This window comes from Tenacibaculum sp. (genome assembly GCF_050290165.1).
Lineage (GTDB): Bacteria > Bacteroidota > Bacteroidia > Flavobacteriales > Flavobacteriaceae > Polaribacter.
Genome location: NZ_JBNKHD010000015.1, coordinates 22,100 through 35,286 on the forward strand (window position 1 = coordinate 22,100; position 13,187 = coordinate 35,286).

The 13,187-nt window shown below is 29.7% G+C and carries 13 protein-coding genes; all 13 read left to right on the plus strand.

Annotation, left to right across the window (positions count from 1 at the left end; genetic code table 11):
* Nucleotides 1-5 precede the first annotated feature (5 nt).
* Genes wecC through ACQY6M_RS11170 form a run of 13 tightly spaced genes read left to right on the plus strand, consistent with a single transcriptional unit; the run spans nucleotide 6 to nucleotide 13,184 of the window.
* A complete protein-coding gene (gene wecC / locus ACQY6M_RS11110; RefSeq protein WP_428741968.1) occupies nucleotides 6-1,220 on the plus strand; it encodes a UDP-N-acetyl-D-mannosamine dehydrogenase in 1,215 nt (404 codons plus the stop codon).
* 7 nt (nucleotides 1,221-1,227) lie between these two features.
* Nucleotides 1,228-2,427: a UDP-N-acetylglucosamine 4,6-dehydratase gene (locus ACQY6M_RS11115; protein WP_428741969.1), complete on the plus strand. Its 1,200-nt coding sequence runs from the start codon at nucleotides 1,228-1,230 to the stop codon at nucleotides 2,425-2,427.
* A complete protein-coding gene (locus ACQY6M_RS11120; RefSeq protein ID WP_428741970.1) occupies nucleotides 2,427-3,566 on the plus strand; it encodes a LegC family aminotransferase in 1,140 nt (379 codons plus the stop codon). The genes ACQY6M_RS11115 and ACQY6M_RS11120 overlap by 1 nt, the downstream gene beginning before the upstream one ends.
* Nucleotides 3,567-3,575: 9 nt before the next feature.
* Nucleotides 3,576-4,160, plus strand: a complete 585-nt coding sequence (locus ACQY6M_RS11125; protein ID WP_428741971.1) for a NeuD/PglB/VioB family sugar acetyltransferase — start codon at nucleotides 3,576-3,578, stop codon at nucleotides 4,158-4,160.
* Nucleotides 4,157-5,176, plus strand: coding sequence for an N-acetylneuraminate synthase (neuB, locus tag ACQY6M_RS11130; protein WP_428741972.1), 1,020 nt, complete (start codon nucleotides 4,157-4,159; stop codon nucleotides 5,174-5,176). Before ACQY6M_RS11125 ends, neuB begins: the two co-directional genes overlap by 4 nt.
* Nucleotides 5,173-6,270: a UDP-N-acetylglucosamine 2-epimerase gene (neuC, locus tag ACQY6M_RS11135; protein ID WP_428741973.1), complete on the plus strand. Its 1,098-nt coding sequence runs from the start codon at nucleotides 5,173-5,175 to the stop codon at nucleotides 6,268-6,270. The genes neuB and neuC overlap by 4 nt, the downstream gene beginning before the upstream one ends.
* Nucleotides 6,267-7,322: a sugar phosphate nucleotidyltransferase gene (locus tag ACQY6M_RS11140; protein WP_428741974.1), complete on the plus strand. Its 1,056-nt coding sequence runs from the start codon at nucleotides 6,267-6,269 to the stop codon at nucleotides 7,320-7,322. Before neuC ends, ACQY6M_RS11140 begins: the two co-directional genes overlap by 4 nt.
* Complete coding sequence (locus tag ACQY6M_RS11145) at nucleotides 7,322-8,044, plus strand: cytidylyltransferase domain-containing protein (RefSeq protein WP_428741975.1); 723 nt, start codon at nucleotides 7,322-7,324, stop codon at nucleotides 8,042-8,044. Before ACQY6M_RS11140 ends, ACQY6M_RS11145 begins: the two co-directional genes overlap by 1 nt.
* Entirely contained in the window at nucleotides 8,019-8,864 is an 846-nt protein-coding gene (gene hisF / locus ACQY6M_RS11150) for an imidazole glycerol phosphate synthase subunit HisF (protein ID WP_428741976.1), read from the plus strand. The genes ACQY6M_RS11145 and hisF overlap by 26 nt, the downstream gene beginning before the upstream one ends.
* Before the next feature lies 1 nt (nucleotide 8,865).
* Nucleotides 8,866-9,489 (plus strand): imidazole glycerol phosphate synthase subunit HisH, encoded by a 624-nt coding sequence (gene hisH / locus ACQY6M_RS11155; protein ID WP_428741977.1) that lies wholly within the window; start codon nucleotides 8,866-8,868, stop codon nucleotides 9,487-9,489.
* A gap of 3 nt (nucleotides 9,490-9,492) precedes the next feature.
* Complete coding sequence (locus ACQY6M_RS11160) at nucleotides 9,493-10,725, plus strand: N-acetyl sugar amidotransferase (protein ID WP_428741978.1); 1,233 nt, start codon at nucleotides 9,493-9,495, stop codon at nucleotides 10,723-10,725.
* Nucleotides 10,718-11,968 (plus strand): polysialyltransferase family glycosyltransferase, encoded by a 1,251-nt coding sequence (locus ACQY6M_RS11165; RefSeq protein WP_428741979.1) that lies wholly within the window; start codon nucleotides 10,718-10,720, stop codon nucleotides 11,966-11,968. Before ACQY6M_RS11160 ends, ACQY6M_RS11165 begins: the two co-directional genes overlap by 8 nt.
* Nucleotides 11,955-13,184 carry a hypothetical protein gene (locus tag ACQY6M_RS11170; protein ID WP_428741980.1) on the plus strand — a complete coding sequence of 410 codons (1,230 nt, stop codon included), beginning with the start codon at nucleotides 11,955-11,957 and terminating at the stop codon, nucleotides 13,182-13,184. Before ACQY6M_RS11165 ends, ACQY6M_RS11170 begins: the two co-directional genes overlap by 14 nt.
* Nucleotides 13,185-13,187 lie beyond the last annotated feature (3 nt).

The following is a 13,187-nucleotide window of genomic DNA, read 5'->3' on the forward strand; positions in this document are numbered from 1 at the left end:
AAGAAATGTCACAACCTAAAGTAGTAACCATTGGTTTAGGATATATAGGATTGCCAACTTCGGCTTTGATTGCTAACAATCAAATCCCAGTGCATGGAGTAGATATTTCTCAACATGTAGTCGATACCATCAATGCTGGGAAAATACACATTGTTGAACCTGATTTAGATCAAGCAGTTGCAAAAGCAGTTGAAGAAGGGTATTTAAAAGCAGATACCAAAGCGGTAGGTGCAGATACCTATTTAATAGTAGTGCCTACCCCTTTTAAAGGAAAGAACGAACCAAATATCTCATACGTACAAGCAGCTACAGAAGGAATTATTCCATTATTAAAAGAAGGGGATTTATATATCATAGAATCAACTTCTCCAGTAGGGACTACCGAAAAAATGATGGAATTGATTTTTACACAACGTCCAGAGTTAGAAGGTAAGATATACTTAGCATATTGCCCAGAGCGTGTATTACCAGGAAATGTGATGTATGAGTTAGTACATAATGATCGTGTGATAGGAGGAGTAAACACAACCTCTACTGAAAAAGCTTTAGCCTTTTACAAGCAATTTGTAAAAGGAGAATTACATGCTACGAATGCACGTACAGCAGAGATGTGTAAACTAACAGAAAACTCATCACGCGATGTGCAAATCGCTTTTGCGAATGAGCTATCATTAATTTGTGATAAAGCAGATATCAATGTATGGGAGTTAATCAACTTAGCAAACAAGCACCCTCGTGTAAATATTTTACAACCGGGTTGTGGGGTTGGAGGCCACTGTATTGCGGTAGATCCATATTTTATAGTTTCTGACTACCCTATGGAATCTAAAATCATAGGAACGGCAAGAGAGGTAAACAATTATAAATCTTTTTGGTGTGCTGAAAAAATTCAAAATGCTAAATTGCAGTTTGAATTACAAAACGGAAGAAAACCGAAAGTAGCCTTAATGGGCTTAGCGTTTAAACCGAATATTGACGATTTAAGAGAGTCTCCAGCTAAATATATTGTAAACAAAGTTTTACAAAATGATAGTAATGGAGAGTATTTTATTGTAGAGCCTAATATAGAAGAACATAAAGTGTTTAAGTTAACAGAATATAGAAATGCTGTTGATCAAGCGGATATTGTTGCTTTTTTGGTTGCTCATGATGAATTTAAGAATTTAGCAATCGATGAAGATAGAGAAATATTGGATTTTTGTGGGGTTTTAAATAAATAATAATTACATGGATATAGGGAAGTTTATATCAAGACATGTTACTAATAGAGAGGTTAGTATGTTTTTTGATGATATTGAAAACAATGAATCAATATTATCAGAAAGAATAAAAGGACAGTCTGTTTTGGTAATAGGTGGTGCGGGAACAATAGGGAGCTCATTCATTAAAGCATTACTTCCGTTTAAACCAAAATCGTTGGTTGTGGTCGATATTAATGAAAATGGATTAACTGAATTGACAAGAGATATTAGAAGTACTGAAGGTTTCAATATTCCAGATGATTATGTGACATATCCAATGGATTATGCACAGCCTGTTTTTTATAAAATGTTTAAAAAAAGAGGAGGTTTTGATATTGTAGCTAATTTTTCTGCTCATAAACATGTAAGAAGTGAAAAAGACTTATTCTCTGTTGAAGCTCTAATTAGAAATAATGTTATCAATGCAAAAAAGTTACTAGATATTCTAGAGATATATCCACCTAAACATTTTTTCTGTGTATCGACAGATAAAGCAGCAAATCCGGTAAATATAATGGGAGGTAGTAAGAAGATTATGGAGGATTTGATAATGACTTATTCTTCAAAATTTCCAGTTACAACAGCTAGATTTGCTAATGTTGCCTTTTCTAATGGTTCATTACCTCAAGGGTTTTTAGAAAGGATTTCAAAAAAGCAACCGATTTCAGCTCCAAACGATGTTACACGTTATTTTGTTTCACTTGAAGAGAGTGGGCAAATTTGTTTATTGGCTTGCGTATTAGGGAATACAGGAGAAATTTATTTTCCTAAACTAAAAGAGGAGCAAGTGATGACTTTCTCAGATATGGCAGTCAAGTTACTTGAAGAAAAAGGATATGAGATTGACTACTGCTCATCAGATAAAGAAGCAATAAAAAAAGCTTCAGTTAGTTTTGATAATAGATATCCTGTCCATTTTTCTGGTAGTAACACTACAGGTGAAAAACCGTATGAAGAGTTTTATACTGATGAAGAAGAGGTTTCATTAAATCGATATAAGTCATTAGGAGTTGTGGTAAACTTAGAATCAAGAGAAATGTCTGAAGTTAATGAATTGTTTAATTCACTCAACTTAGCTTTTGATAAAGAAGAAACTACCAAAGAAGATATTGTAAGCATAATGAAAGATTTTCTTGTTAATTTTGATCACAGAGAGTTAGGAAAGTCATTAGATTCAAAAATGTAATGTACAAAGAATTAATAAATTTTATTAAAAATCAGTTTAATACTGAAGATTTTATTCCTCTACATGCACCTGTATTTATTGGAAATGAGAAAAAATATTTGAATGAATGCATTGATTCGACATTTGTATCTAGCGTTGGTAAGTTTGTGAATTTGTTTGAAAAAGAAGTAGCGGACTACACAGGGGCAAAACATGCTGTCGTCTGTGTAAATGGTACGAATGCTCTTCATTTAGCGTTACTTGTAGTAGGGGTTAAACCAGGTGATGAGGTAATAACACAGCCTCTCACATTTATTGCTACAACGAATGCGATAGTTTATGCAAATGCAAATCCAGTATTTGTAGATGTAGATCTGGATACTATGGGTTTATCTCCTAAAGCATTAAGAACATTTCTTGAGGAGAATTCAGAATTAAGAAATGGAGAGTGTTATAATAAAATTACGAATAATAGAATCAAAGCTTGCATGCCAATGCATACTTTTGGGCATGCGTGTAGAATTGAAGAAATATTAAGTATTTGTGAAGAATATAAAATAGAATTGGTTGAAGATGCAGCAGAAGCTATGGGAAGTTTTTACAAAGAAAAGCATTTAGGAACTTTTGGTAAAATTGCAGCTATTTCATTTAATGGGAATAAAATTATGACTACTGGTGGCGGTGGGATTATTTTGACTGATGATGATGAGTTGGCTGCAAAAACAAAGCATTTATCCACTCAAGCTAAAGCACCGCACCAATGGGAATATGTTCATGATAATATTGGTTTTAATTATAGAATGCCAAATATAAACGCTGCATTAGGACTAGCCCAATTAGAGAAATTAGATTTCTTTATAGAAAACAAAAGAGAGTTAGCTAAGATATATTCATCTTTTTTTAAAGAAAAGGAAGTTTCTTTTTTTGAAGAAAGAGAAGGTGAAAAATGTAATTTTTGGTTGAATGCAATCCTTCTTAAGGATAGAACAGAAAGAGATGTATTTTTAGAAAAAAGTAATCAATCAGGAGTAATGACGAGACCGATATGGCAGTTAATGAATAAACTTCCAATGTTTAAAAATAATATGAGAGGAGATCTGAAAAATTCGGAATTGTTAGAAGATAGAGTTGTAAATATTCCTAGTAGTGTTAGATTATAATTAAAACGAATGAGTAAACCAGAGCTAGTACTTGTTGGAGGTGGGGGGCATTGTATATCTGTGATAGATGTTGTAGAATTAGAAGGTAAATTCAAGATAAAAGGTGTTCTTGAAGTTAATAGTAACCAGCAAGAAGTTCTTGGATATCCAGTTTTAGGGGGAGATGATTTGATAGAAGAGTTAGTGAGTGAAAAAGTTTTTTTTCTAATAACTGTAGGACAAATTAAATCATACAGAATAAGAGAGGAAATTTCAGAGAGGTTAACAAAAAATAAAGCTCAATTAGCAACGGTAATATCACCTAGAGCTTATGTGTCAAAACATTCGTTTATTGAACAGGGAACTGTTGTAATGCACGATGTTGTAGTGAATTCTGGGACTAGTGTAGGAAAACATTGTATCATTAATACCAAAGCTAACATAGAGCATGGAGTTTGTATTGAAGATTTTTGTCATATATCAACTTGTACAGTTGTAAATGGAGATTCTATTGTAAAAAGAGGAACATTTGTGGGAAGTAACGCAACGATTTCAAACGGAATAATAATTAAAGAGAACAGTATTGTTAGTGCTGGGGAATTTATTAAACGATGAACAGGACACTTATTATAGCAGAAGCAGGTGTAAATCATAATGGTGATATTAACTTAGCTGAAAAATTAATTGATGTAGCAGCAGAAGCAGGTGTTGATTATGTCAAGTTTCAAACCTTCAAAGCTAGTAAACTTGTTACGAAAAAAGCAAAACGTGCAGAATATCAGGATGTAAATACTAAGAATAATGACAGTCAATTCGAGATGCTAAAAAAACTTGAGTTATCTCAAGAAGACCATTTACACTTAATAGAGTATTGTAAAAATAAGAGTGTTAAGTTTTTGTCTACAGGGTTTGATTTTGAGAGTGTTGATTTTTTATATGAAATAGGAATACGCTTAGCAAAAATCCCATCAGGTGAAATTACAAATTTGCCTTATCTAATAAAAATAGCAGGTCTGTTTCCAGAAGTAATATTATCAACAGGGATGGCAGATATTAAAGAGATTAAAGATGCTGTTGAGGTGCTTTTAAAAGGTGGAGTTGAGAAGGATAAATTAACAATTTTACATTGTAATACTGAATATCCAACACCAATGAGCGATGTTAATTTAAAAGCAATGCTTCATATAAAAAAAGAGTTAGGGGCAAATGTAGGATATTCTGATCATACTTTAGGTATTGAGGTGCCAATAGCAGCAGTTGCTCTAGGCGCTAAAGTAATTGAAAAGCACTTTACTCTTAATCGAAATATGGAAGGACCAGATCATAAAGCTTCTTTAGAGCCTGATGAGTTAAAATTAATGGTTGACTCAATACGAAACATTGAGAAGGCTCTAGATGGTTCAGAGATAAAAGAACCTTCAAATTCAGAACTAAAAAATAAAGAAATAGCAAGAAAGAGTATTCATTTAAGAAATGCTTTAAAAGCAAATTCAATAATAAAGAAAGATGATATTATATCTCTAAGACCAGGAGATGGTATTTCTCCAATGAACTGGAATCAGGTCATTGGAAAAAAGACAATTAAAGATTTATCTGAGTTTCATAAATTAAATTGGAATGATTTATTATGAAAATAGGAGTTTTAACGAGTTCGAGAGCAGATTACGGTATTTATAAACCGCTTTTAACCAAACTATCTCAAAGAAATGATGTTGATTTGACATTGATTGTTTTTGGTATGCATCTTCAAAAACAACATGGTTATACTATTAATAATATTAAAAGAGATGCTTTTGGTGAGATTCATGAAATAGAAGGAATGCCAATTAATGATGATGTAATTGATATTTCTGAAGGCTATGGAAATGTTTTAATTAATTTTGCTCAATACTGGAATAATCATTCATATGATTATGTATTTGCGTTAGGTGATCGATTTGAGATGAGTGCAGCAGTACAAGCAGGTATTCCATTCCAAATTAAGTTTGCTCATTTACATGGAGGGGAAACTACTCTTGGGGCAATAGATAATATTTATAGAGATCAAATTACTTTAGCATCTAAGCTGCATTTTGTTTCGACTCAAAAATTTGCTGACAGAGTTGAGTTGATTACAAATAAAATAGATTCAGTTCATAATGTAGGAGCTCTTAGTTTGGATGGAATAGAAAATTTAAAATTACCAAGTTGGGATTCGGTAAGAGAAAAATTTAATATTCCAGATAAAAAGTTTATTCTAGTAACTGTACATCCTGAGACAGTAGCAATTGAAAAAAATGAACTTTTTTCAAAAGAGTTGTACAAGGCATTAGAATCATTGTCAAAAAAATACCTAATAGTTATTACTTCATCTAATGCGGATACCTTAGGGAAAATTTATAGAGATTTAGCCTTTTTGTTAAAGAAAAATAACCCTGAAAATATTTGTCTTATAGATAGTTTCGGGAAGGAAAATTATTTCGCAGCTATGGAAGCATCTGAGTTTCTTTTAGGGAATACTTCTAGTGGAATTTTAGAAGCAGCGTCTTTTGGTAAATATGTAATTAATTTAGGTGATAGACAGGCAGGCAGGTTAAGAAATGAAAATGTGATTGATGTTAAGTTTGATAAAGAAGATATTTTAAAATCTGTAAAAGAAATTATAAAAAAGGAAACTTATAGAGCTGGTAATTTTTACTTTAAAGAAAATACAGCAGATAACATAATAAAAATAATTTTTGAATGAAAAATTTTGAAAAATATTTGATTTCTAAAAAATCAAATATTAAAGAGGCACTATTAAAATTAGGTGATTTAGAATCAGAAAATGTTTTATTTGTTGTTGATGAAAACTCAAAACTTATAGGTAGCTTGACTGATGGAGATGTAAGAAGAGGTTTAATTAGAGGATTGAATACCGAAGAAAGTTTGTTAGGGGTTATTAATGACTCTCCAAAATATCTTGTTATTAACTCATATTCTTTATCAGATTTAATATTGTTTAGAGAAAATAATTACAAAGTTGTACCAGTAATTGATAAAAATGGAATTGTTAAAGCTATGCTCAATTTCAGAAAACAAAAATCTTTATTACCAGTAGATGCTATAATAATGGCTGGAGGTAAAGGTACAAGATTAAGACCTTTAACTGAGAGTACACCAAAACCACTATTAAAAGTTGGAGATAAAGAAATTATTTCATATAACTTTGATAGATTATTCAAATTTGGTATTACTAACCAAAATATTACTGTAAACTACCTTGGAGAGCAATTAGAAGAATATTGTAAGGCTTATCATAATAAGAATATAAATTTTAATGTTTTTTATGAAAAGGAATTTTATGGCACTGCAGGATCTATTTCATTGATTGAAGATTATAAAAATGAGGATATATTATTAATGAACTCAGATTTATTGACAAATATAGATTATGAAGATTTTTATAAATCATTTAAAGAAAAGGATGCTGATATAATGGTAGCATCAATTCCTTATGATGTTAATTTACCATATGCTGTTTTGAATACTACACAAGAAAGACAAGTAACATCTTTTCAGGAGAAGCCTACTTATACTTATCATACAAATGCGGGTATATATTTAATAAAAAAATCTGTACTTGATTTAATTCCTAAAAATAAATTTTATAATGCTACTGATTTAATGGAAGATGTTATCAAAAGTTTAAATGGAAAGTTAATGCATTACCCAATAAGAGGCTACTGGCTAGACATTGGTAAGCATAAAGATTTTGAAAAAGCACAAAGAGATATTTATCATTTAGATTTTGACTAATGAAAAACTCTGAGAAAATATTAGCTATAATACCAGCAAGAAAGGGAAGTAAGAGAATAAAAAATAAAAATACTATTGACTTTTGTGGTAAACCATTAATTCAGTGGACTTTTGATTCTTTAAAAGATATAGAATTAATAGATAAAATTGTATTAACTACAGATGATAACGAGGTTATAAAGTTAGGAGAAACACTTGATTATATTGAGGTTCCTTTTATTAGACCAGACCATTTGTCAGGGGATACTGCTAAGAGTATTGATGTTATTAATCATGTACTGGATTTTTACAGAGAAAAAAAAGTGTTCTTTGATTATATAATGCTTTTACAACCTACTTCTCCTTTAAGATTAAAAGAAGATATCGTCGGGGCAATAAATATGATTCTAAAAAAAACAAATGAAATAGAAGCTGTTGTCTCTGTTTGTGAATCAGGACACTCACCTTTATGGATGAACACTTTGCCAGATGATTTATCGATGAAAGAATTTATAAACACTAAATTTACAACTTCTAGATCTCAAGATCTTCCAAAATATTATAGACTTAATGGAGCAATATTCATATCGAAAATTAGTAGTTTTGAGAAAAATTTAGGTTTTTATGGTGAAAAGACATTTGCTTATAAAATGCCTATTAGTAGATCAATAGATATAGACACAAAAATAGATTTAGAACTGGGAAAAATTTACATGAATGAAAACAGTAAGGATAATTCCTAGATTAGATGTTAAAGGACCTAATCTAGTTAAGGGTATACATTTAGAAGGGTTAAGGGTTTTAGGAAAGCCTAATGACTTTGCTAAACATTATTATAAAAATGGAGCAGATGAATTAATGTATATGGATGTAGTAGCAAGTTTGTTTGAAAGAAATAGTCTTTCTGATATTATTTCATCAACTGCTAAAGAAATATTTATTCCTGTTACTGTAGGTGGAGGGATAAGAACACTTGAAGATATAAAAAATATTTTAAGATCTGGTGCTGATAAAGTTTCCTTAAATACAGCGGCAATTAAAAATCCTGAATTAATTAGAGAAGCTTCAAGAATGTTTGGGTCTTCGACAATAGTTGTTGCTATTGAAGCAATTAAACAGGATGATGGAACATATTTAGCTTATACAGATAATGGTAGAGAATGGACAGGAAAAGAGGTTAAAGAATGGGCAAAAAAAGTAGAGTCTTTAGGAGCTGGTGAACTTGTTGTAACTTCAGTAGATAGAGAAGGTACTGGAGAAGGTTTTGATATTGATCTTGTTAAAATGATTTCTGAATCTGTTTCAATACCAGTTATTGCTCATGGAGGAGCAGGGTCAATGGAAGATATTTTACGTGTAATTAAAGAAGGTAGAGCTGATGCAGTATCAATAGCTTCAATTCTTCACTATGGCGTAATTGAAACCAATAATTTTAAAGGAGGAGAAAAAGATGGTAATACTGAATTTTTAAAGAATGATAGAAAGTTTAAAAAAATTACTCCTCAAGACTTAAATAAAATTAAAGAATATTTACAAGAACATAATATTGAGTGTAGACATTAATATGAAAAAAGTAGCCATAATAGATTTTAAATTAGGTAATATATACAGTGTAGTTCAAGCATGTCAAGAAGTAGGCTTAAATGTGTCAATAACCTCTAATTATGATGAGATTTTAGCTGCCGATGGCGTTATATTGCCAGGAGTGGGAGCATTTGGAGATGCAATTAATAATTTGAAAGAATTAAATTTAGATAAAACAATAAAAGATTTTGTAAACACAGGAAAACCATTTATGGGAATTTGTCTTGGATTGCAATTATTATTTAGTGAAAGTGAAGAGTTTGGAGATTATGAAGGGTTAGGTTTAATTGAAGGTAAAGTAGTAAAGTTTGATAATTCATCTTTTAAAGTACCTCAAATTGCATGGAATCGAATTAATGAAAATGAAGTTCTATGGATAGATACACCTCTAAATAAAACTAAAAATGGTGAGTTTATGTACTTTGTTCATTCATATTATGTAATCCCTGATAATCCAAATTACATTCTGACAACAACAAATTATTGTGGAGTAAATTATTGTTCATCAATAAAAAAAGATAATATATTTGCCACTCAATTTCATCCAGAGAAAAGTGGTGAAAAAGGACTAGAAATATATAAAGAGTGGAGTTTAAAATTATAAATAATGAAAGATAAAGAACTAGAAGCATATTACGGACTTCCTAACGAAGTTAAGTTTTGTAAGAAGTGTTTAATGTCTAATCAAAGACCGACTTCTGCTGTTGAGTTTAAGCATACTATAAAGAGTAAAAAAACAACAATGAACTTTGATGAGAGCGGAGTTTGTGATGCTTGTAGAACTTCAGAAGAAAAAGAGAAGATTGATTGGAAAGAACGTGAAGAACAATTAGTTAAGCTCTTAAATAAGTATCGTAAAAATGATGGTAGCTATGATTGTCTTGTCCCTGGAAGTGGTGGTAAAGACAGTGCTTATCAAGCCCATATTTTAAAATATAAATATGGGATGAACCCTTTAACGATAACGTGGCCTCCTATTTTATATACTGATTATGGTCTAAAAAATTGGCAAAACTGGATTGATGTTGGTGGTTTTGATAATTATTCTTTTAGAAGAAACGGTAAAGTAATGAAATTACTTACTAAGCTTTCTATTGAGAATTTATTTCACCCGTTTCAAACTTTTATTTTAGGTCAAAAGAATTTAGCACCTAAGTTTGCTGCAAAATTTGGTATCGATTTAATTTTTTATGGAGAAAACGAAGCAGAGTATGGAAATCCAATTGCAGATAATTCTACTTCGTTAAGAGATAAATCTTATTATAGTTTTAATAATTTGGATGATATTTACCTAGGAGGTGTATCAATAAAAGAGTTACAAGAAAACTATAATGTAAGGTTATCTGATTTGATGACCTATTTACCACCAACAGAGAAGGAGCTTGCAAAAACAGATATTCAAGTACATTATTTAGGTTATTATTTGAAATGGACGCCACAAGAAGTATATTACTATGCAGTAGATAATACTGGTTTTAAAGCTAGACCATTTAGAACTCAAGGAACTTACAGTAAGTATAATAGTATTGATGATAAGATTGATGATTTACATTATTATACTACTTTTATAAAGTTTGGAATTGGTAGAACCACATATGACGGTTCTCAAGAAATAAGAAATAAACATATAACCAGAGAGGAAGGTGTTGCTTTAGTGAACAGGTTTGATGGAGAATTTCCAGATAAGTATTTTAATGAAATCATGGAATATTTAGATATCGATCCTGATTATTTTAAGAACGATTTATCAGATAAGTTTAGATCACCTCACTTATGGAAAAAAGAAAATGGTATTTGGAAATTGAGGCATAATATAATGGGAACAGGTACGGATGATTAAAATAGCATTTGTTGATAGTTGGTCGGTTGGTTTTGGTATAGTAGAACCTCTTATTAAAGAGCTTAGAGTAAATGAAAATTATGAACTGTTGTTTGTTCATTATGATTCATTACACAAGAAGTATCCAGATAAATTGGTTCTTTCAAACTTAAATGGAGCACCAGAAAAATTAAAAAAATCACAACTAATTGAAGGTGTTGATTTTAGTAAATACAACTATTCAGCTAAAACATTTTATGAAATAGAGAGTCCAGATTTATTAGTTTTTATAAGTATACATAATTTAGAACAAAGATATTTTTTAAATATTGCTAAGAAATTTAATATACCAAGTATTCTTGTAATGCATGGTGTAATTTTAAAAGATAAAATAATAAAGAAAAAAAGAATAGTTGACAAGCTTTATTACCCTTTTACTAAGATCAATAGATTACGTTATTATAGAAGTTTGTTTAAGTTTTTTGTGAATGACGTTAAAAGCTTGAAATTAGAGAATAATACTGCCAAATATTATCAACTTTTATTTAAGATAATTTTTAAAAGAGAAGAGTATGTTAATAGGATAAGCGAATTTGACTCTTTCAAAGTAAATACTATTTGTACTATTTCTGATACAGATGAAGATTTTTACCGCAAACTCTATAATCAAACTCCAGAGAATACAAAATATAAATTAGTGGGACATATGGACTTACATAAACTTAGTAGGTATTACAAGGATAATAAGAATCAAATTCCAAAAGAAACTAATGAAGTTGTTTTTTTCTCGCAACCGTATGTCGGAGAAGGGGTGATTTCTGCTAAAGATTACATCCAATCGCTTAATGTAATTAATAAAACGTGTAATGATTTAGGTTTGAAATTTATAGTAAGACCACATCCAAGGGATGATATGAGTTTCATCAGTAAAATTAAGGATGACTATAACATGATTTTAAGCAATAGATCTCTTGAAGAAGATTTGATAAGGTCGGTTTGTGTAATTGGTATTAATTCTACAGTATTACTAACAGCTAATCTAATAGAAAAGAATATAATAATATTAGATTTTGGTTTTTCCGAAGATTTTTCTTTAGCTGAAAACGAGAGGATAAAAGTTGTAGGTTTTCGCGAGATTAAAGTCATCAAAGAAGCTCTCAGTTCATTGAATTTGAGTGAAAGTAAATCTAAAAAATTGAACTTGCAAGACCCAGTAAAATTAATTAAAGAAGAAATAGATTTATTAGTTAATGATTTTAAATAATAAGTTAAAAGATACTTTATTATATATCTTTTTTGAAGGGCTAAGTAAAGGAGGAAATACTCTCATATTTTTACTAAGTGCTACAATTTTATCCAAAGATGAGTATGTAAATCTTCTTTTACTGTTTTCATTAGAGGGCCTGTTTATAATACTTTCTCCTTTATATTATACTGATGTTTTATATAAACTAAGAGATGAATATTCTTTTTCAAGAATTAAAGATAATACATTCAAAATTGTACTTATTTATGGTTTATTATTGTTTTTAGTTTTTTTTCTTTTCCAAAATCCTATTAAAGAATTTTATAATGTGGATAACTTTGTTGTTATTGTCTCAATAATTTTTATTGTAATATTTAGACTTACATTTCAAATACAGTCTGTAAATTATCAAATTAGTGAAGATCACAATAATGCCATTAAAAATAAAGCTTACCCTTTTTTATCCTCGTTTGTTCTAGGTTTGTTTTTTTTCATTTTTTTCAATGACAAAATATTAGGTTTTTTTCTGGGGAGATTTACTGGATTTCTTTTGATGTTTATGTTGAGTTCTAGAAGATTCATTATTGAATTTAATTTAAATTTTGATTATAATTTCTTGTTGGACTTTATTAAAAGAGCTGTTAATTTAATTGTTATAGGACTTGGAGGATGGTTTTTAGGTTATGGTATGTTAAATATATTAAAGGAATTTTACAGTCAAGAAATAAATTTCAATGTTGGATTGATGTTGAATTTATGGTCTATACTATTATTAGTGGCAAATGGAATTAATGGAGTATATTTTCCAGCGTTTAGGAAAGAATATTTAAATAACAAGGCTGGGGTTAAAGTATTGTTTAATAAGGTTTTATATTTGTATTTGTTTGTGTTGTTGGTAATTTTAATATTATTTTTGTTTTTTAAAGATTTGACAACAATTAACTTTTTCGGTTATTCAGTTGCTGTAAATAGTTATTTAAATATTATCCCCTTTGTCTTATTAATTTTTTTAGCTCAGATTTTTCAGTATGTTTCTATGCCGTACTATATAGTTCAAGATGAATTTAAGAAGCTTTCATTTATAGGGATTGTAACAAACTTTATATCCATACTAGCTATTTTTACACATCATTTTTATAGTAACTATATAATGATTGACATAATTTGGATTATAATATTGTCTTACTATATAAAATCGATGCCAATATATCTCTTAAAAAATAAAATGGTTTAATAC